This is a genomic window from Paraburkholderia sediminicola (assembly GCF_046026895.1).
GTDB lineage: Bacteria > Pseudomonadota > Gammaproteobacteria > Burkholderiales > Burkholderiaceae > Paraburkholderia > Paraburkholderia sediminicola_C.
Genome location: NZ_JAQQEU010000013.1, coordinates 63,339 through 82,290 on the forward strand (window position 1 = coordinate 63,339; position 18,952 = coordinate 82,290).

Here is an 18,952-nt window from a genome sequence, read left to right on the forward strand (position 1 = left end):
ACATGCTGCTGATCGAATGCCCGTGGTGCGGACCCCGCGCCGAAACCGAATTTTCCTGCGGCGGCGAAGCGGGTATCGCCCGTCCGCTCGATACCGACCAGCTCACCGACAAAGAATGGGGCGACTACCTGTTCATGCGCAGGAACCCGCGCGGCGTGCATCGCGAGCAATGGATGCACACGCAAGGCTGCCGCCGCTGGTTCAAGGCACAGCGCGACACGGTGAGCTACGAGATCCAGGGCTACGAGACGTTCGAGCGTCCGCTGTTGCCGATGGGCGGCGACGCCAGTGCACCGGGCCAGACGCAAAGCCAGACCCAAAGCCAGACCCAAGGCAAAGCAGGAAGCAACGCACAAGAGGGCACCGCATCATGAGCCAGAAAGACCGACTGCCGAGCGGCGGGCGCATCAACCGCGCGATCGTGCTGAGCTTCACGTTCAACGGCGTCAAATACGAAGGCTATCAGGGCGACACGCTGGCCTCCGCGCTGCTCGCGAACGGCGTGCATTTCGTCGCGCGCAGCTGGAAGTATCACCGGCCGCGCGGCATCGTGACGGCGGGCGTCGAAGAACCGAATGCGGTCGTGCAGCTCGAAACCGGCGCGTACACCGTGCCGAACGCGCGCGCGACCGAAGTGGAGCTGTATCAGGGACTCGTAGCGGCGAGCGTGAACGCGAAGCCGAGCATCGAGAAGGACCGCATGGCGATCAACCAGAAGATCGCGCGCTTCATTCCGGCGGGCTTCTACTACAAGACCTTCATGTGGCCGCGCAAATTCTGGCCGAAGTACGAGGAAGCGATCCGCGACGCGGCCGGTCTCGGCAAGGCGCCCGAACAGCCCGACGCGGACCGCTACGACAAGTGTTTTGCGCATTGCGACGTGCTGGTGGTCGGCGGCGGCCCCGCCGGCCTCGCGGCCGCGCACGCGGCGGCGTTGTCCGGCGCGCGCGTGACGCTGGTCGACGATCAGCCGGAACTCGGCGGCTCGCTGCTGTCGTGCCGCGCTCAGATCGACGGCAAGCCCGCGCTGCAATGGGTGCAGAAGATCGAAGCCGAATTGCGGCGCATGCCAGACGTGAAGATTCTGAGCCGCAGCACCGCGTTCGGCTATCAGGACCACAACCTCGTCACCGTGACTCAGCGGCTCACCGATCATCTGCCGGTCTCGCAGCGCAAGGGTACGCGCGAACTGCTGTGGAAGATCCGCGCGAAACGCGTGGTTCTCGCGACCGGCGCGCATGAACGGCCGATCGTGTTCGGCAACAACGATCTGCCGGGCGTGATGCTGGCGTCGGCGGTGTCGACCTATCTGCATCGCTACGCGGTGCTGCCGGGCCGCAACGCGGTGGTGTTCACCAACAACGACGACGGCTACCAATGCGCGCTCGACCTGAAGGCAGCGGGCGCGCAGGTGACGGTGATCGATCCGCGTGCGGGTGAATCGAAAGGCACGCTGCCCGCGCTCGCCCGGCGCCAGGGCATCAAGGTGATCAGCGGCGCGGTCGTCACGGCGGCGCATGGCAAGCTTCGCGTCGCGTCGGTCGAGGTGGCGTCGTATTCGAACGGACAGCTCGGTTCAAAGCAGGGCGAGTTGCCGTGTGATCTGCTCGCGATGTCGGGCGGCTGGAGCCCGGTGCTGCATCTGTTCGCGCAATCGGGCGGCAAGGCGCACTGGCATGACGACAAGGCCTGCTTCGTGCCCGGCAAGGCGATGCAGGCGGAGACGAGCGTGGGCGCGTGCGCGGGCGACTTCACGCTGGGCCAGGGCATCCGCTTCGCTGTCGATGCGGGCATCGAGGCGGCGCGCGCGGCCGGCCACATCGTCGCGCGGCCCGGCGCGGTGCAGGTCGCCGAGCTGACCGAGGCGAAGCTCGCGCCGCTGTGGCTGGTCGGCGGGCGCGAGCTGGCCACGCGCGGGCCGAAGCAGTTCGTCGACTTCCAGAACGACGTGTCGGCGGCGGATATTTTTCTTGCCGCGCGCGAGGGCTTCGAATCCGTCGAGCACGTGAAGCGTTACACCGCGATGGGTTTCGGCACCGACCAGGGCAAACTCGGCAATATCAACGGCATGGCGATTCTCGCCCAGGCGCTCGGCAAGACGATCCCCGAGACCGGCACGACGACCTTCCGGCCGAACTACACGCCGGTCACGTTCGGCACGTTCGCGGGCCGCGAGCTTGGCGAGTTCCTCGACCCGGTGCGCAAGACGGCGGTGCACGAATGGCACGTGGAAAACGGTGCGGCATTCGAGGATGTCGGCAACTGGAAGCGTCCGTGGTACTACCCGAAAGCGGGCGAGGACATGCACGCGGCGGTCGCGCGCGAAGCGCTCGCGGTGCGCACGAGCGTCGGCATACTCGACGCATCGACGCTCGGCAAGATTGACATTCAGGGGCCCGACGCGGCGAAGCTGCTGAACTGGGTCTACACGAATCCGTGGAGCAAGCTGGAAGTCGGCAAGTGCCGCTACGGCCTGATGCTCGACGAAAACGGCATGATCTTCGACGACGGCGTGACCGTGCGGCTGGCCGACCAGCACTACATGATGACGACCACCACCGGCGGCGCGGCGCGCGTGCTCACCTGGCTCGAACGCTGGCTGCAAACGGAATGGCCCGGTATGCGCGTGCGGCTCGCGTCGGTCACGGATCACTGGGCCACGTTCGCCGTGGTCGGGCCGAACTGTCGCAAGGTGTTGCAGAAGGTCTGCCACGACATCGACTTCGCGAACGCCGTGTTCCCGTTCATGAGCTATCGCGAGGGCACGGTGGCCGGCGCGGCGTCGCGCGTGATGCGCATCAGCTTCTCGGGCGAACTGGCTTATGAAGTGAACGTGCCGGCGAACGTCGGGCGTGCGGTGTGGGAGGCGCTGATGGCTGCCGGCGCGGAATTCAACATCACGCCGTACGGCACCGAAACGATGCACGTGCTGCGCGCGGAGAAGGGTTACATCATCGTCGGTCAGGATACGGACGGCTCGATGACGCCGTACGATCTCGGCATGGGCGGGCTCGTCGCGAAGTCCAAGGACTTTCTCGGCAAGCGTTCCCTGACTCGCTCGGACACCGCGAAGGCGGGGCGCAAGCAACTGGTCGGGTTGCTCGCCGACGATCCGGCGTTCGTGATACCCGAAGGCTCGCAGATCGTCGCCGGTCCGTTTCAGGGCGACACCGCGCCGATGCTCGGCCACGTCACGTCGAGCTACTACAGCCCGATCCTGAAGCGCTCGATCGCGATGGCGGTCGTCAAGGGCGGGCTCGACAAGATCGGCGAAACGGTCACGATCCCGCTTGCGAGCGGCCGGCAGATCGCCGCCAGGGTCACCAGTTCGGTGTTCTACGACAGCGAAGGAGCACGTCAACATGTGGAATGAAACAGGCGGGATGGTGTCGGTCGTGGATCGCACCGTCGGCGGACAAACGGGTGTGTGGCAGGAGTCGCCGCTGGTGGGCGTGGACGCGTTGCTGAAACGGCATCAGGCGGTGGTGTCCGCTGCGTTCCGGTTGAGCGAGCGGCCCTTTCTCGAACTGGTGAACCTGCGTGGCGACACGCGCGATGCGGCGTTCATGCAGGCGGTGCAGGGCGTGGTCGGCTGCCTGCCGCCGGAGAAGCCAAACACCGTGGCGCGCGGCAACGGCTACGACATGGTGTGGCTCGGTCCGGACGAGTGGCTGGTGCGCTCGGCCACCGCGCACGACGCCGCTCGCAGCGCGCCGTTGCAGGCGAAACTCGGTACGGCGTTGAGCGGCGTGTTCGCGTCGGCGGTGGATGTCGGCAGCGGCTACACGGTGCTCGAAATCAGCGGTACGCGCACGCGCGACGTTCTGGCGCGCGGCTGTCCGCTCGACCTCCATCCGAACCTGTTCGGCGAAGGGCAATGCGCGCAGAGCCACTATTTCAAGGCATCGATGACTTTGCTGCATACCGGCGCGGATAGCTTCGAGATCGTCGTGCGCCGCAGTTTCGCGGATTACTTCGTCCGCATCATGCTCGACGCGGCCGAGCCGCTGATGTCGTAACGCGGGGCGAGCGGTAATCGCACGCATCGCTCGCGTTGCCTTCGACATTCGCAGCCACTGACCCCATGCCGTCGACGCGCCTCGCCACCGCGCGCCTCACCGAGCGCGCGTGCCACGAAGGCGATGCCGATGCCGCGCTCGCGCTGCTCGATCAGAGCATCGCGCTGCGGCACCGGCGCATCGCGCTGATCCGCTATCTGCTCGCGCAACAGCTTGGCGCGCCATTGCAGGCGCGGCATCACGAATACGTCGAGAAAATCGCCTCCCGGCTGAGTGCGGACACGCTCGCGAGCCTGGCGGGCGCCGCGCGTGCGCGCTTGCGCGCGTAGTTGGGCGCAGCCACGGCGCTGATTTGCGCCCGCCTGTCGCTCGATCCATAGCGCTGCTGTCGGTTCCAGCCAAACTCGTGTCGCGTTGGCTACATGTGCTGCACGGCGGCGGGCGCTACGCTCGTTGAACGGCGTGCCCCGTACAGTCGGTCGCGCCGCTCACAACACATGGAGACAGACAATGAGCAGCAATCGCGGCGTCGTGTATCTAGGGCAGGGCAAGGTGCAGGTTCAGTCGATCGACTATCCGAAGATGGTCGATCCACGCGGCCGGTCGATCGGCCACGGCGTGATCCTGAAGGTGGTGAGCACGAATATCTGCGGCTCCGATCAGCACATGGTGCGCGGCCGCACGACCGCCGAAGTCGGCCTCGTGCTGGGTCACGAGATTACCGGCGAGGTGATCGAGGTGGGCCGCGACGTCGAGACGCTCGGTATCGGCGATCTGGTTTCGGTGCCGTTCAACGTCGCGTGCGGACGGTGCCCGACCTGCAAGGCGCAGCATACCGGCGTGTGCCTGAACGTGAACCCGTCGCGCGCGGGCGGCGCGTATGGCTATGTGGACATGGGCGGCTGGATCGGCGGCCAGGCCGAGTACGTGATGGTGCCTTACGCGGACTTCAATCTGCTGAAGTTTCCCGACCGCGCGCAGGCGATGTCGAAGATCCGCGATCTCACCTGTCTGTCCGACATTCTGCCGACCGGCTATCACGGCGCGGTGATGGCGGGCGTGAAGCCGGGCGCGACGGTTTATATCGCGGGCGCGGGGCCGGTCGGAATGGCGGCGGCCGCGTCGGCGCGACTGCTTGGCGCGGCCTGCACGATCGTCGGCGACATGAACGAAGCGCGTCTCGCGCACGCGCGCAAGATGGGCTTCCAGACCATTGATCTCTCGAAAGACGCGACGCTCGGCGAGCAGATCGAGCAGATACTCGGCAAGCCCGAAGTGGATTGCGCGGTGGACTGCGTCGGTTTCGAGGCGCACGGTCACGGCAGCAGCGGCTCGCATGAGGAAGCGCCGGCCACGGTGCTCAATTCGCTGATGGAGATCACCCGGGCGGCCGGCGCGATCGGTATTCCGGGCCTGTATGTGACCGACGACCCCGGCGCCGCCGATGCCGCCGCGCGCAAAGGCAGCCTGAGCATCCGCTTCGGACTCGGCTGGGCCAAGTCGCATTCGTTCCATACGGGGCAGACGCCGGTGATGAAGTACAACCACAACCTGATGCAGGCGATCTTGTGGGACCGCTTGCCGATCGCGGATATCGTCAACGTGACCGTCGTGTCGCTCGATGATGCGCCCGACGGTTACCGGCAATTCGACGGCGGCGCGCCGAAGAAGTTTGTGATCGACCCGCATGGGTTGTTGAAGGCGGCTTGATGCTGGGCTGAAGCGTGAGCTGATGCACGCAACCGGATGGCGATAGCCACGCACGCGCTGAGCGGAAATCCGTTCAGCGCGTTTATTTTTTGTTGCGAAGAAAAACGTCCTGCCGAACCGCTCGCCTCAAGCCGCCAGAATCGGCACCGCAGCAAGCGACGGCGCCTGCTTGCGCCTCTCGCGCGTGGGCGCCGTGCCGAATGCGTCGCGATAGCTCTTCGAGAAGTGGCACGCGGACTGGAAGCCGCAAGCCATCGTGATGTGCATGATCGACATATCGGTTTGCAGCAGCAGTTCGCGCGCGCGCCGCAAACGCAGCGTCAGATAGTAGTGCGTGGGCGTCATCCCCAGATGTTCGCGGAACAGCCGCTGCAATTGCCGTTGCGACATCCCTGCGAGCCGCGCGAGTTCTTCGCGCGACAGCGGCTCTTCGATGTTGTTCTCCATCAGCGAGATCACTTCGAACAGCGACTTGTTGGCCGAGCCGAGCCGCGCGACGAGCGGCATTTTCTGTTGCGCGCTGGTGTCGCGCACATGTTCGACGATGAACTGCTCGGCGATCTGCGTGACGCGCGCCGTGCCGACGCGCGGCGCGATCAGGTTGAGCATCATGTCGAGCGGCGCGACGCCGCCCGTGCAGGTGACGCGATCGCGGTCGACCACGAACAGCTCTTTCAGAAAGCGCGTGTCGGGAAACTCTTCCTTGAGCGCCGACATGTTCTCCCAATGAATCGCGCACGCGTAACCGGCCAGCAAACCGGCGCGCGCGAGCGCATAGGTGCCCGTGCACAGGCTGCCGAGCATGCTGCCCATGCGTGCGAAGCGGCGCAGCGCCGACAGGTGGGCCGGTGTGGTCGAGCGCTGCACGTCGATGCCGCCGACCACGAACACGATGTCCGGCAGGTCGACGCATTCGACCGGACCGGTGTCGACCGACAGGCCGTTGCTCGCCATGACCGGACCGCCTTCGGGGCTCACGATCGACCAGCGGTAAAGGGTTTGCCCCGTCAGATAGTTCGCCATGCGCAGCACTTCGATCGCATTGGTGAACGCGATCATCGTGAAGTTGGGAACCGGCATGAAGGCGAAGTGCGACAACGACGCGATGCGATCGGTGGACATGGGGGGAATGATTCCTTCGAATCTGTAATGTCGCGTTGCCGTGGGGAGCGGCGACTCCTGCAATTCTGAGCAGTAGCGCAACTAGCGTGCCATCAGGCTAAACCCTCGGTTGCCGGAGAAACAGCTTGGATAGCTAAACAAACGGCACCAGAACGGCGCCGGTGCACGCGTGCGGCGCACTCGAAGGGCACACGGCGATCAGTCGCAGTGCAGCCGATGCGCGGCGTTCATTGAGCATTTCATTCGTTATATCCCGCCGCGCCAGTCGCAGCCGAATGTTCGCGCCGCGGCTCTGCATGCCGACTTGTCGAAAAAGGACGCGCATGGCGGAAAAGGTAAAGAACACGTCTGAATTCGTAAATTGACATGTGGGGCGAGAGTCAAGAATAGACGCAATGCAGACCGGCGGCAGCAACGTGTCAGGCGCCGCAACCGGCCTTTGGTCAACCACCCCACGGACCTTCCATGTCGAACCCGAATCCTTTCTTCCAAGACTCGCTGGCCGCGCGTGATGCGGCGGTGCGCGGCGCCATTCTGAAAGAGCTGGAACGTCAGCAGTCGCAAGTCGAGCTGATCGCGTCGGAAAACATCGTGTCGCGCGCGGTGCTCGAAGCGCAAGGCTCGGTGCTGACCAACAAGTATGCGGAAGGGTATCCGGGCAAGCGTTACTACGGCGGTTGCGAATACGCGGACGCGATCGAGACGCTGGCGCTCGATCGCATCAAGCAGTTGTTCAGTGCGCAGTTCGCCAACGTGCAGCCGCACTCCGGCGCGCAGGCCAACGGCGCGGTGATGCTCGCGCTGCTCAAACCGGGCGACACGGTGCTCGGCATGTCGCTCGACGCGGGCGGCCACCTGACGCATGGCGCGAAGCCTGCGTTGTCGGGCAAGTGGTTCAATGCGGTGCAATACGGCGTCAAGCGCGAATCGATGTTGATCGACTACGAGCAGATCGAGACCCTCGCGCAACAACACCGGCCCGCGCTGTTGATCGCCGGCTTCTCGGCTTATCCGCGCGCGCTGGATTTCGCACGGCTGCGTGCAATCGCCGACAGCGTGGGCGCGAAGCTGATGGTGGACATGGCGCACGTCGCCGGTGTGATCGCGGCGGGGCGACATGCGAATCCGCTCGGGCACGCGCACGTGGTCACGTCGACTACGCACAAGACCTTGCGGGGCCCGCGCGGCGGCTTTGTGCTGACGAATGACGAAGACATCGCGAAGAAGATCAACTCGGCGGTGTTCCCGGGTTTGCAGGGCGGCCCGCTGATGCACGTGATCGCCGGCAAGGCGGTGGCGTTCGGCGAGGCGCTGCAACCCGGCTTCAAGACCTACATCGACAACGTGCTCGCCAATGCGCAGGCGCTGGGCGACGTGCTGAAGGCAGGCGGCGTCGAGCTGGTGACGGGCGGCACCGACAACCATCTGCTGCTGGTCGATCTGCGGCCCAAGGGCCTGAAGGGCAATCAGGTCGAGCAGGCGCTGGAACGCGCGGGCATCACCTGCAACAAGAACGGCATCCCGTTCGATACCGAAAAACCCACGGTCACGTCCGGCATCCGCCTCGGCACGCCGGCGGGCACGACGCGCGGCTTCGGCGCGAGCGAGTTCCGCGAGATCGGGCGGCTGATCGTCGAGGTGCTCGATGCACTGCGCGACCACCCGCAAGGCGATGCGGCCACCGAACAACGCGTGCGCCGCGAGATTTTCGCGTTGTGCGAGCGCTTCCCCATTTATTGAGTACGCCTGGAGCAAACGATGAGCACATTGCACGACGACAGCATCATCATCGACGGTCTGAACATTTCGAAGTTCGAGCGCTCGGTGTTCGAGGATATGCGCAAGGGTGGCGTGACCGCGGTGAACTGCACGGTCTCGGTGTGGGAGAGCTTCCAGAAGACCGTCGACAACATCGCCGAAATGAAGCAGCAGATTCGCCAGTACGGCGAGATTCTCACGCTGGTGCGCAGCACCGACGACATCTTCCGCGCGAAGCAGGAGAACAAAACCGGCATCATCTTCGGCTTCCAGAACGCGCACGCGTTCGAAGACAACCTCGGCTATATCGAGGCGTTCAAGGACCTCGGCGTGAACGTGGTGCAGCTTTGCTACAACACGCAGAACCTCGTGGGCACCGGCTGCTACGAGCGCGACGGCGGCCTGTCCGGCTACGGCCGCGAAGTGATCCAGGAGATGAACCGCGTCGGCGTCATGGTCGATCTCTCGCATGTGGGCGGCAAGACCTCGTCCGAAGCGATCGCCGCGTCGAACAAGCCAGTGTGCTATTCGCATTGCTGCCCGTCGGGGCTGAAAGAACATCCGCGCAACAAGAGCGACGAGCAACTGAAAGAGATTGCCGACGCGGGCGGTTTCGTCGGCGTGACGATGTTCGCGCCGTTCCTCAAGCGCGGCCCGGACGCCACCGTCGACGACTATATCGAGGCGATCGACTACGTGGTGAATCTGATCGGCGAAGACCAGGTGGGCATCGGCACGGACTTCACACAAGGCTACAGCGCCGAGTTCTTCGACTGGATCACGCATGACAAGGGCCGCTACCGCCAACTGACGAACTTCGGCAAGGTCGTGAATCCCGAAGGCATCCGCACGATCGGCGAGTTTCCGAATCTGACCGCCGCAATGGAGCGCGCCGGCTGGAGCGACACGCGCATCAAAAAGATCATGGGCGAAAACTGGGTGCGAGTGTTCGGCGAAGTCTGGAAAGTCTGAGCGTTCAGCCAACCGATCGAGCACATAAAAAGGAGTTCCCACATGCAACCCCAACTGCCTATCGACGTCGACGCGAATACCGGCGTCTGGACCACCGACGCGCTGCCGATGCTCTACGTGCCGCGCCATTTCTTCACGAACAATCACACCGCCGTCGAGGAAGCGCTCGGCCTCGATGCGTATGCGGAGATTCTCTACAAGGCCGGCTACAAGTCCGCGTATTTCTGGTGCGACAAGGAAGCCAAACAGCACGGCATCAGCGGCATGGCGGTGTTCGAGCACTACCTGAAGCGTCTGTCGCAACGCGGCTGGGGCATCTTCACGATCACCGAAGCGGACCCGCGGAATTCGCGCGCGCGCATCGAACTGCATCATTCGTCGTTCGTGCTCGCGCAGCCGGGCAAGGTCGGCAAGCTCTGCTACATGTTCGCCGGCTGGTTCGCAGGCGCGATGGACTGGGTCAACGACACCGCGCCGGACGCTGCGCGCAAAGGGCCGCCGTCGCATTCGAGAGAAGCGCGCTGCGCGGCGGAAGGCCACGCGCATTGCGTGTTTGAAGTGTCGCCGGCCGCGCCCTGAGGGCGGCGGTTGTCGCAACCCAGAGCAAACCAGAGCAACCCCGCGCAACCCACGCAGGCACGGCTGAGCGCAACAAGCCTATCCATTCCGAGGTCGACCGCGATGCGTTACCCGAACCTTTTCAAACCGCTCACGCTGAACAAGCTGACCTTGCGCAACCGCATCGTCAGCACCGCGCATGCGGAAGTTTATGCGGAGCCGGGCGGCTTGCCCGGCGACCGATATATTCGCTACTACGAAGAAAAGGCCAAGGGCGGCGTCGGGCTTGCAGTATGCGGCGGTTCGAGCCCGGTGTCGATCGACAGCCCGCAAGGCTGGTGGAAGTCGGTGAATCTGGCCACCGACAGGATCATCGACCCGCTCGCGCGGCTTGCCGAAGCGATGCATGCGCACGGCGCGAAGATCATGATCCAGGCCACCCACATGGGACGCCGCTCGGCGTTTCACGGCGAGCACTGGCCGCATCTGATGTCGCCGTCGGGCGTGCGCGAGCCGGTGCATCGCGGCAACGCGAAGATCATCGAAGTGGAGGAGATCCGCCGCATCATCGACGACTTCGCGGCGGCCGCCAAACGCGTGAAGGACGCGGGCATGGACGGCATCGAAATCTCCGCCGCGCACCAGCATCTGATCGATCAGTTCTGGAGTCCGCGCACCAATTTTCGCAGCGACGAATGGGGCGGTTCGCTCGAAAACCGTCTGCGTTTCGGCACCGAGGTGCTGAAGGCGGTGCGCGCGGCGGTGGGCGCGGACTTCTGCGTGGGCCTGCGCATGTGCGGCGACGAGTTCCACGAGGACGGGCTCGATCACGAGCAACTCAAAGAGATCGCCCAGGCGATGAGCGAAACCGGTCTGATCGATTACCTCGGTGTGATCGGCTCGGGCGCGGACACGCACAACACGCTCGCCAACTGCATGCCGCCGATGGCGCTGCCGCCCGAGCCGTTCGTGCATCTCGCGGCCGGCATCAAGTCGGTGGTGAAGCTGCCGGTGATGCACGCGCAAAGCATTCGCGACGCGGGCCAGGCCGAGCGGCTGCTGGCGAGCGGCATGGTCGATCTGGTGGGCATGACGCGCGCGCAGATCGCCGATCCGCATATGGTCATCAAGATTCGCGACGGCCGCGAGGACGAGATCAAGCAGTGCGTCGGCGCGAACTACTGCATCGACCGGCAATACAACGGGCTTGACGTGCTGTGCGTGCAGAACGCCGCGACCTCGCGCGAAGCGACCATGCCGCATGTGATCGCGAAGACGCGCGGGCCGAAGCGCAAGGTCGTGGTGGTCGGCGCGGGCCCGGCCGGACTCGAAGCGGCGCGCGTCGCGAAGTCGCGCGGTCACGACGTGGTGCTGTTCGAGAAGAACGACTATGTGGGCGGCCAGATCATGCTGGCCGCGAAGGCCCCGCAGCGCGAGCAGATGGCGGGCATCGTGCGCTGGTTCGATATGGAGACGAAGCGCCTGGGCGTGGACCGGCGTCTCGGTGTCGCCGCCGACGAGCAAACCATCATGGCCGAGAAGCCGGACATCGTCGTGCTGGCGACGGGCGGCTCGGCGTTCACGTCGCAAGTGGCGGGGTGGGGTGTTGCGGACGGCTTGGCGGTGAGTTCGTGGGACGTGCTGTCGGGCAAGGTCGAGCCGGGCAGGAACGTGCTCGTGTACGACGGCGTCAGCACACATGCCGGCGCGGGCGTCGCCGATTTCATCGCGAGCCGCGGCTCGAACGTCGAAATCGTGACGCCCGACGTGAAGGTCGCCGACGACGTCGGCGGCACCACGTTCCCGATCTTCTACCGGCGGCTCTACGCGCAGGGCGTGATCCATACGCCGAACTACTGGCTCGACAAGGTCTTCGAGGAGGACGGCAAGAAGATCGCCGTGATCCGCAACGAGTACACCGAGGAGCAGGAAGAGCGCGCGGTCGATCAGGTGGTGATCGAAAATGGCAGCACGCCGAACGATCAGCTTTACTGGACGCTCAAGCCGGAGTCGCTCAACCGTGGGCAAGTGGACGTGCACAAGCTGTTCGCGTCCGAGCCGCAGCCGTGGCTCGGCGAAGCACTCGGCAATGGCCGCTTCCTGCTGTTTCGCGTCGGCGACTGCATTTCGATGCACAACATTCACGGCGCGATCTACGACGCGCTGCGCCTTTGCAAGGATTTCTGACGATGAGCCCCGTGTTTGTCATCACCGTCCTGCTGTGGATGTCGGTAGCCGGACTCGCGTTCGCGCTCGCCAGACGCGCCGCTTACTGGCGCGAAGGCCGCGCGAGCCCGGCGGGCGCTTATGGTTGGACCAATCTGCTGGCCATTCCGAAGCGCTACTTCGTCGACCTGCATCACGTGGTGGCGCGCGACCCGTACATCGCGAGAACGCACGTGGCCACCGCCGGCGGAGCGATCCTCGCGATGGCGCTGGTGTTCGTCAATTACGGTCTAGCGATCTACTCGCCGTGGCTCGACAAGTTGATCCTGCTGGCCGCGCTCGTGATGCTGGCGGGCGCGGTGTTCGTATGGCGCCGCCGGCATGGCGCGAAGGCGGTGCCGGCGCGGCTCTCGCGCGGGCCGTGGGATCAGTTGCCGCTGCTGCTCGGGTCGTTCGCGCTCGGGCTTGCGCTGTTCATCGTGCTGCCCGCGGCGGCGATGTCGGGCGCGCTCGCGGTGGTCGTCGCGCTGCTGATCGCGGCGGGCGCCTTCACGATGACGTTCGGCGCGGCGCGCGGCGGTCCGATGAAGCATGCGCTTGCGGGCCTGCTGCACCTCGCGTTTCATCCGCGCCAGGAGCGCTTTGCCGACCACCACGAACGCAATGAGCGCAGCGAACGCACCGGCCTCGATACGGTGCCGCCTACCGCGTTGAAGACGCCGCTGCTCGACGCGAAGGAATACGGTGTCGGCAAGCCGGTCGAATTTCGCTGGAACCAGTTGCTCGGTTTCGACGCGTGCGTGCAATGCGGCAAGTGCGAGTCCGCCTGTCCCGCGTTCGCCGCCGGCCAGCCGCTGAACCCGAAGAAGCTGATCCAGGATCTGGTCACAGGCATGGTCGGCGGCACGGATGCCGACTATGCGGGCAGCCCGACGCCCGGCATCGCGATCGGCAAGCATGCCGGCGCGCCCGGCAAGCCGCTGATTTCGAGTCTGATCGAAGCGGACACGCTCTGGTCCTGCACGACCTGCCGCGCTTGCGTGCAGGAGTGCCCGATGCTGATCGAGCATGTCGACGCGATCGTCGACATGCGGCGCAATCAGACGCTGGTCGAAGGCAGGGTGCCGGGAAAGGGGCCGCTCACGCTCGCGAATCTGCGTGAGACCGGCAGCGCGAACGGCTACGACATCGGCGCGCGCTATGACTGGGCGGTGGATCTGCAGGTGCAGGTCGCGCAGCCGGGACGTCGTGTGGACGTGCTGCTGATTGCCGGCGAAGGCGCGTTCGACATGCGCTATCAGCGCACGCTGCGCGCGCTGGTCAAGGTGCTGAACCGCGCGGGCATCGACTACGCGGTGCTGGGCGGCGTCGAAACCGATACCGGCGACACGGCCCGGCGTCTCGGCGACGAAGCGACTTTCCAGCAGCTCGCGCACAAGCTGATCGGCACGCTGGCGCAGTACTCGTTCGGCAAGATCGTCACCGCCGATCCGCACGTGCTGCATAGCCTGCGCAACGAGTATCGCGCGTTGGGCGGCTTCTATGAGGTGCAGCACCACACCGCCTTGATCGACGAGCTGGTCGCGAACGGCAAGCTGTCGCCGCGCGCGGTCGCCGCGTTCACGCAGCGCAAGATCACCTATCACGACCCGTGCTATCTGGGCCGCTATAACGGTGAAACGGAAGCGCCGCGCCGCGTGTTGAAAAGCATCGGCATCAAGGTGGTGGAGATGGAGCGCAACGGCATGCGCGGGCGCTGCTGCGGCGGCGGCGGTGGCGCGCCGTTGACCGATATTCCGGGCCAGCGGCGCATTCCGGATATCCGCATCGACGACGCGCGCGCCACCGGCGCGGAGATCGTCGCGGTGGGCTGCCCGAATTGCACGGCGATGCTCGAAGGCGTGGTGGGGCCGCGTCCGGAAGTGCTGGACGTCGCCGAACTGGTTGCTGCGGCGCTGGAGTGACGCGATGAACACGCTCAAACGAATCGACCCGCGCCGGCCGTTCACGGTGACGGCAGAAGGACTCAGACGCATCACGCTCGGCGCGACCGGTGCGGCGGGTGCGCTGCCATTCACTGTGCCCGGCGCCGCGCATCGCGAACCACCGAAGCCGCGCCGCACGACGGCCGCGCCGCAACGCGCGCTGCTGGTGGCCGCGCACGCGGACCGTGGCGCGCTCGACGAACACGCTCGCCAGACGCTGGCCGGCGCGGCGCTGATCGCCGACGCGAGCACCGAAGTCGTGCTGCTGGTGTTCGGCGAATTCAGCGGCGACGCAGCCGCGCTCGGCGCCGACAAACTGGTCGTGTTGCCGATGTTCGAGCGCCGCGCATTCGCGCCGTTCGACGAATTGAACGCGTTGGCCGCATGCGTCGCGGCGTATGCGCCGCTGCATGTCTTCCTGCCCGACAACGCGACCGGCGACGGCGACCTCGGCCGCCGTTATGCGGCCGCCGCCAATGCCAGTGTCGCGACGCATGTCGTCGAACTGGATGCCGCGCACGTGGCCGCTTATATCCACGCGAATACAGCGCTGGCGGAGCGCACGTTACCGCACGTGGTGCTGCTCGCGCCGAATGCGGTCGAGCCGAAACTGCCATTCGTCGGCGCGGGCGAGCGGGTCGAGTGGCGTTTCGACGGCGCTGCGGCTGCGACCGTCAGCGCCGTGCGCGATCTCGGCATCGACGAAATCGACGCGGCGCAACTGGCGCTCGAAGAGGCCGACTTTATCGTGTCAGCGGGCAACGGCGTGAGCGACGTGCCCGCGTTCGAGCGACTGGCCGCCACGCTGGGCGCGGCGATCGGCGCAAGCCGCGTCGCAGTCGACGACGGCAGGTTCACGCGCGACAAGCAGATCGGCGCGACCGGCAAGACCGTCGAGGCAAGCGTGTATATCGCGTTCGGCATTTCCGGCGCGGTGCAGCACCTGCAAGGGATCAAGAGTTGCCGCCATGTGATCGCCGTGAATCTCGACGCCAGCGCGCCGATCGCGAAGCGCGCGAATCTGACCGTGATCGCCGACGCGCAGGAAACCATCGCGGCGCTCAACGAAGCAGCGGCCGCGGCGCGCAGCGCGCGCGGAACCGGTACTGCGTTGCTCAACTCAACCGCCGTCGCTGAAGGAGCGCTCGCATGAAGATCGCCGTGCTGGTTTCGGTGGGCCGTCATCCAGTGAGCGGCACCGCGCGCTATAGCCGTAACGATGCGGCCGCGCTCACCATCGCGTTGTCGCTCGCGAAGACGCACGGCGCGACGCTCGACGTGCTGCACGCGGGCGATGCGTCGAACCCTGCGTTGAGCGAGTATCTGGCGCTCGGCGCGCGCACGGTCGAGGTGCTTGATATTGGCAGCACGTCCGCCTCGCCGGCCGACGCGACGACGCTGCTCGCCGCGCGTCTGCGAGGCTACGATCTCGTGCTGACCGGCACGCGCGCGGAAGGCGCGTTCGACAGCGGGATGCTGCCCTATCGCGTCGCGCACGCGCTGCAGATGCCGCTGGTCGGCGGCGCCGTCCACCTGAGCCTGCGCGACGGCTGCGCGCAAGTCCTGCAATTCATGCCGAAGGGGTTGCGCCGGCGGGTCGAAGTGCAACTACCCGCGCTGATCGCGGTGCATCCATTAGCCGATGCCGCGCCGACCTATGCGTATGCGCGGCTACGCGAAGGGTCGCTGCGCGTGAGCGCTGCGCAAACCGCAACAGATCCGCACGCAAGCAACCCCGACGACCTCGCATGGACCATCCGTCCCGCGACCGCGAAACCGGTGCGCCTCGCCGCCGCCGAAAAGCGGTCCGGGCATGCTCGCATGCTCTCGGCGACGACGACCGAAAGCCGTGGTGGCAGCGTCGTAATTGAAGGGAGTTCCGTCGAAAAAGCACAAGTGATCCTCGCGTATTTGCGCGAGCATCAACTGGTGGACTACTGAATTCCGGTTCGGGCCAGCATGCGACCAGGAGGGCCTGGCGCGGCGCCAGACGTGACATGCAACGGAGCACACCATGAAAGTTTCGGCAGACGTTCGCGCGATGATCGAACGCCGCAAAAAGGATCACACACTGGAAGCGCCGTTCTACACGAGCGAGGATATCTTCGCGCTCGACATGGACGCGATCTTCCGCCAGCACTGGATTCAGGTCGCGGTGGAACCGGATGTGCCGGAGCCGGGCGACTACGTGACGGTGGAGCTGGGCCACGATTCGATCCTGATCGTGCGCGACGACGACATGCGGGTGCGGGCGTTTCACAACGTGTGCCGCCATCGCGGCGCGCGCCTGTGCAATACCAGCAAGGGCTCGCTCGGCAATATCGTGTGCCCGTATCACAGCTGGACGTACAGCCTGAACGGCGATCTGATGTTCGCCGAACACATGGGCGAGCAGTTCGACCGCTGCAAACATAGCCTGAAGGCGGTGCACGTCGAGAATCTCGCGGGGCTGATTTTCATCTGCCTCGCCGAGCATCCGCCGACCGACTTCGCCGTGATGCGCGCCGCGATGGAACCGTATCTGCTGCCGCACGATCTGGCCGGCTGCAAGATCGCGGCGTCGATCGACATCATCGAAGAGGGCAACTGGAAGCTCACGATGGAAAACAATCGCGAGTGCTATCACTGCGTCGCGAACCATCCGGAGCTGACCGTCTCGCTGTACGAATACGGCTTCGGCTATCAGCGCACGCCCGCCAACGAGGAAGGCATGGCCGCGTTCGAAGCGACCGTCGCGCGCCGCACCGCGCAATGGGAAGCGATGCAGTTGCCGTCGGCGGAAATCGACCGGCTGGCCGATCTCGTCACCGGCTTTCGCACGCAACGCCTGCCGCTCGATCGCGACGGCGAATCGCAAACGCTGGATGCGAGGATCGCGTCGAAGAAGCTGCTGGGCGGTTTCGAGCAGGCCGATCTCGGCGGGTTGTCGTTCTGGACCCAGCCGAATTCGTGGCATCACTTCATGAGCGATCACATCGTCAGCTTTTCGGCGATTCCGCTTTCGGCGGGCAAGACGCTAGTGCGCACCAAGTGGCTCGTGCACAAAGACGCCCGCGAAGGCATCGACTACGAGCTCGACAATCTGACCGCCGTCTGGCGCGCGACCAACGATCAGGACCGCGCACTCGTCGAGTATTCGCAGCGAGGCGCTACGAGCAGCGCGTATGAGCCGGGGCCGTATTCGCCGTTCACCGAGGGTCTTGTCGAGAAGTTCTGCGAGTGGTACATCGGCCGTCTCGCGGATTACGGCAATGCGCCGCAAACGCTCGACACCGGGCCGCTTTCGCACGGCGAGAAAGTCGTGTCCTTCATGCGCTGAGCGCGATAGCGCAACCACGAGCGGGAGAGAACAATGATGCGCGATCAGGCGACGTTTCAGCTGAGCACCGAGCCGGTGCTACCGCGCGCCGCGAGCCGGGTCACCCAGCCGCGCTTCTGGGAGACCCTGCCCGCGCGCTGGAACAGCGATGCCGACGACACGCTGGTGTGCTGCCACGTGCGCGACGAAACGCACGACGTGAAGAGCTTTTTCTTCCGCGCGCCGTCCGAGCGCGCGTTCGTGTTCGAGCCGGGGCAGTTCATCACGCTGGAGCTGGAAATAGACGGCGAAGCGATCAACCGCTGCTATACGATCTCGTCGCCGCCGACGCGGCCGCACACGATCTCGATCACCGTGAAGCGCGTGCCGGGCGGCAAGGTGTCGAACTGGCTGCACGACCATCTGCATGCGGGCATGCCGGTGCGCGTGCTGGGGCCGTCCGGCGAGTTCACCTGCGCGCGGCATCCGGCGCGCAAGTATCTGTTCCTGTCGGCGGGCTCGGGCATCACGCCGCTGATGTCGATGAGCCGGGCGCATCACGAACTCGGCGAGGATAGCGACATCGTGTTCGTGCACAGCGCCCGTACTCCTGACGACATCATCTTCGCGCGCGAGCTGGATCTGATCGCGTCGAATCATGCGCATTTCCGCACGGCATTCGTTTGCGAGCGCGTCGGCGCGCGCACCAACTGGCCTAGCGTGACCGGCTTTCTGAGCCTGCCGCTGCTCAAGCTGATCGCGCCGGATTTTCGGGAGCGCGAGGTTTTCACCTGCGGACCCGCGCCGTATATGCAGGCAGTGCGCAAGCTGCTGGACGAGGGCGATTTCGATCGCGGCCATTATCACGAGGAAAGTTTCTCGTTCGAGACCGTCAGCGAAGTGGCCGCGCCATTGACTACGGTGCATGTCGCCGACGCGTTGCGGCATGCGAGCGCGCCCGTGACTGCCGGGAGCTTTGCCCAGGCGCGTGCGCGGACAGAGGAGTTCGAACCGCCGCCTGAACCCGCGCAGGTCGAGACGGAAACGCGCTTCAAGGTGAGCTTCGTCAAAAGCCACCGCGAGATCGAATGTGCGAGCGGCCAGCACGTGCTCGACGCGGCGAAGAAAGCGGGCGTGCGGCTGCCCGCGTCGTGCACGCAAGGCATGTGCGGCACCTGCAAGGTCAAGCTCGTGTCCGGTGAAGTCGCGATGAAACACGCGGGCGGCATTCGTCAGCGTGAGATCGATCAGGGTATGGTGCTGCTGTGCTGCAGCAAACCTTTGAGCGATCTCCTCGTCGATAAGTAAGAGGTAAGCAGGAAGCGCACGCAAAACGCGGGCCGAAGTCGCGTGCGGACAACTGG

15 protein-coding genes are annotated in these 18,952 nt (G+C 65.4%); 14 read left to right on the forward strand and 1 reads right to left on the reverse strand.

The window, feature by feature from the left end:
* The first annotated feature begins 2 nt into the window (after nucleotides 1-2).
* The 5 genes from PQR02_RS12015 (at nucleotide 3) to fdhA (ending at nucleotide 5,729) form a co-directional block, all read left to right on the forward strand.
* Nucleotides 3-374 (forward strand): sarcosine oxidase subunit delta, encoded by a 372-nt coding sequence (locus PQR02_RS12015; protein ID WP_408230223.1) that lies wholly within the window; start codon nucleotides 3-5, stop codon nucleotides 372-374.
* Nucleotides 371-3,373 (forward strand): sarcosine oxidase subunit alpha family protein, encoded by a 3,003-nt coding sequence (locus PQR02_RS12020; protein ID WP_408230226.1) that lies wholly within the window; start codon nucleotides 371-373, stop codon nucleotides 3,371-3,373. The genes PQR02_RS12015 and PQR02_RS12020 overlap by 4 nt, the downstream gene beginning before the upstream one ends.
* On the forward strand, nucleotides 3,363-4,019 hold the full coding sequence (locus PQR02_RS12025) for a sarcosine oxidase subunit gamma (RefSeq protein WP_408230229.1): 657 nt from the start codon (nucleotides 3,363-3,365) through the stop codon (nucleotides 4,017-4,019). Before PQR02_RS12020 ends, PQR02_RS12025 begins: the two co-directional genes overlap by 11 nt.
* 65 nt (nucleotides 4,020-4,084) lie before the next feature.
* On the forward strand, nucleotides 4,085-4,348 hold the full coding sequence (locus PQR02_RS12030; protein ID WP_408230232.1) for a hypothetical protein: 264 nt from the start codon (nucleotides 4,085-4,087) through the stop codon (nucleotides 4,346-4,348).
* 181 nt (nucleotides 4,349-4,529) lie between these two features.
* Nucleotides 4,530-5,729: a formaldehyde dehydrogenase, glutathione-independent gene (gene fdhA, locus PQR02_RS12035; RefSeq protein WP_408230235.1), complete on the forward strand. Its 1,200-nt coding sequence runs from the start codon at nucleotides 4,530-4,532 to the stop codon at nucleotides 5,727-5,729.
* A gap of 126 nt (nucleotides 5,730-5,855) precedes the next feature.
* Here fdhA and PQR02_RS12040 read toward each other — a convergent pair whose 3' ends face one another.
* The gene (locus PQR02_RS12040; RefSeq protein WP_408230238.1) at nucleotides 5,856-6,851 is read right to left on the reverse strand and encodes a GlxA family transcriptional regulator; all 996 of its coding nucleotides are present in this window, start codon (nucleotides 6,849-6,851) and stop codon (nucleotides 5,856-5,858) included.
* A gap of 465 nt (nucleotides 6,852-7,316) precedes the next feature.
* Between PQR02_RS12040 and PQR02_RS12045 the strand changes: the two genes are divergently transcribed.
* The 9 genes from PQR02_RS12045 to PQR02_RS12085 all read left to right on the forward strand — a co-directional run bounded on the left by PQR02_RS12045 (nucleotide 7,317) and on the right by PQR02_RS12085 (nucleotide 18,896).
* Entirely contained in the window at nucleotides 7,317-8,591 is a 1,275-nt protein-coding gene (locus tag PQR02_RS12045) for a serine hydroxymethyltransferase (protein ID WP_408230241.1), read from the forward strand.
* A gap of 18 nt (nucleotides 8,592-8,609) precedes the next feature.
* Nucleotides 8,610-9,581 (forward strand): dipeptidase, encoded by a 972-nt coding sequence (locus PQR02_RS12050; protein ID WP_408230244.1) that lies wholly within the window; start codon nucleotides 8,610-8,612, stop codon nucleotides 9,579-9,581.
* Between the two features lie 42 nt (nucleotides 9,582-9,623).
* Complete coding sequence (locus PQR02_RS12055) at nucleotides 9,624-10,160, forward strand: DUF5943 domain-containing protein (RefSeq protein WP_408230247.1); 537 nt, start codon at nucleotides 9,624-9,626, stop codon at nucleotides 10,158-10,160.
* Between the two features lie 102 nt (nucleotides 10,161-10,262).
* Complete coding sequence (locus tag PQR02_RS12060) at nucleotides 10,263-12,326, forward strand: oxidoreductase (RefSeq protein ID WP_408230250.1); 2,064 nt, start codon at nucleotides 10,263-10,265, stop codon at nucleotides 12,324-12,326.
* 2 nt (nucleotides 12,327-12,328) lie between these two features.
* Entirely contained in the window at nucleotides 12,329-14,269 is a 1,941-nt protein-coding gene (locus PQR02_RS12065) for a (Fe-S)-binding protein (RefSeq protein ID WP_408230253.1), read from the forward strand.
* A 4-nt stretch (nucleotides 14,270-14,273) separates the two neighbouring features.
* Nucleotides 14,274-15,443, forward strand: coding sequence for an electron transfer flavoprotein subunit alpha/FixB family protein (locus tag PQR02_RS12070; RefSeq protein WP_408230256.1), 1,170 nt, complete (start codon nucleotides 14,274-14,276; stop codon nucleotides 15,441-15,443).
* Nucleotides 15,440-16,231, forward strand: coding sequence for an electron transfer flavoprotein subunit beta/FixA family protein (locus PQR02_RS12075; RefSeq protein ID WP_408230259.1), 792 nt, complete (start codon nucleotides 15,440-15,442; stop codon nucleotides 16,229-16,231). The genes PQR02_RS12070 and PQR02_RS12075 overlap by 4 nt, the downstream gene beginning before the upstream one ends.
* A 73-nt stretch (nucleotides 16,232-16,304) precedes the next feature.
* Nucleotides 16,305-17,609, forward strand: coding sequence for an aromatic ring-hydroxylating oxygenase subunit alpha (locus tag PQR02_RS12080; RefSeq protein ID WP_408230262.1), 1,305 nt, complete (start codon nucleotides 16,305-16,307; stop codon nucleotides 17,607-17,609).
* Nucleotides 17,610-17,642: 33 nt separating this feature from the next.
* Entirely contained in the window at nucleotides 17,643-18,896 is a 1,254-nt protein-coding gene (locus PQR02_RS12085) for an FAD-binding oxidoreductase (protein ID WP_408230265.1), read from the forward strand.
* The last annotated feature ends 56 nt before the right edge of the window (nucleotides 18,897-18,952 follow it).